Annotated in this window: 1 protein-coding gene; it reads left to right on the forward strand. The window is 55.4% G+C overall.

Translation table 11 applies throughout. The features are described 5' to 3' along the window. The first annotated feature begins 76 nt into the window (after positions 1–76). Positions 77–1,102 (forward strand): IS110 family RNA-guided transposase, encoded by a 1,026-nt coding sequence (locus tag Q6A47_RS22890; RefSeq protein WP_304485468.1) that lies wholly within the window; start codon positions 77–79, stop codon positions 1,100–1,102. The last annotated feature ends 258 nt before the right edge of the window (positions 1,103–1,360 follow it).

Here is a 1,360-nt window from a genome sequence, read left to right on the forward strand (position 1 = left end):
CTTAATGAGATGGTCACCCCGGCACCCTACGAGGCGTACGCTTTCGTAGGGTGTTTTTACTTCGGAGACCGTCATCATGAGCAACGTGACCCTGATCGGCATCGACATCGGCAAACATACCTTCCACCTACACGCCCAGGAAAAGTCCGGCAAAGAAGTGTTGCGCAAGAAATGTTCAAGGCCGCAGATGATGCGGTTTCTGGCCAATCATCCCCCTTGCACGGTAGTGATGGAGGCCTGTGCCGGCTCACACTGCCTGGCGCGAGAAATCAAAGCGATAGGGCATGAAGCAAAGCTGATTTCACCTCAGTTCGTTAAGCCTTTCGTCAAGGGCAACAAGAATGACTTTGTCGATGCGCAAGCCATCTGTGAAGCCGCTTCCCGACCTTCCATGCGCTTTGTGACGCCAAAATCGCCTGAGCAGCAGACGCTCTCTGTTTCTCATCGGATGCGTGAATCACTGATTCGCGACCGGACCAAAACGGTGAACCAGATGCATGGTTTCCTGCTCGAGTTCGGCGTCAGCCTGCCGACGGGACTGGCGGTGATCAAACGCCTCGCTTCAGTGCTTGAAGAGCACGACCTGCCTGTACGCCTCGTCGCACTGCTGCAGCGCCTGCATGATCACTTCGTCTACCTGACCGAGCAGATCAAGCTGCTGGATGAAGAGCTGGCAAGCCAGCTGGCTGACGATGATCTGGGTAGTCGCTTGCTGACTATTCCGTGTGTCGGGCCGATCACCGCCAGCCTGCTGGCCGTAGAAATGGGAGATGCTCGGCAGTACGGCAGCAGTCGTGATTTTGCAGCATCCGTAGGCTTGGTCCCCAGGCAATACAGCACCGGCGGCAAGCCGGCTTTGCTGGGAATCAGCAAACGTGGCGACAAGAACCTTCGGCATTTGCTGGTGCTCTGTGCCCGTGTCTACATGCTTCGTTTGAAGTACCAGAGTGGCCCATTGGCCGACTGGGTACGTACGCTATCAACACGACGCCACTCCAACGTGGTGGCCTGCGCGTTGGCCAACAAACTGGCACGCATCGCGTGGGCCATTGCCACTCGACACTCGCAATATGAAACGGAGCCAGGCGCGCTGAACGCCTGACCCCGTTGTGCTGCACCGAGTTTTACCATCAGGTTTTGCGATAGCTGAACAACGGATGAAATAAACGGCCGATCGGCCTGGCGATGATCCTGGAAGAAAAATTGGCTCTCAGAAGCCGCTTACTTTATTAGGATCGCCAGGTGCGAATACTCATCGTGGCGCGGGATACCAGCCCAATCGACGCCGGATAGATTTACGCAAGCCATCCATTTCACCCAATGATCAGTATTGCAAAAAAGGGGGTGACCATAGATTTTT

The organism is Pseudomonas boreofloridensis, from assembly GCF_030580795.1.
In the GTDB taxonomy this organism is placed as follows: domain Bacteria; phylum Pseudomonadota; class Gammaproteobacteria; order Pseudomonadales; family Pseudomonadaceae; genus Aquipseudomonas; species Aquipseudomonas boreofloridensis.

Bases quoted from the DNA above. Each gene is read 5' to 3' on its own strand.
- Q6A47_RS22890 (WP_304485468.1), top strand. From the start codon at position 77: ATGAGCAACGTGACCCTGATCGGCATCGACATCGGCAAACATACCTTC.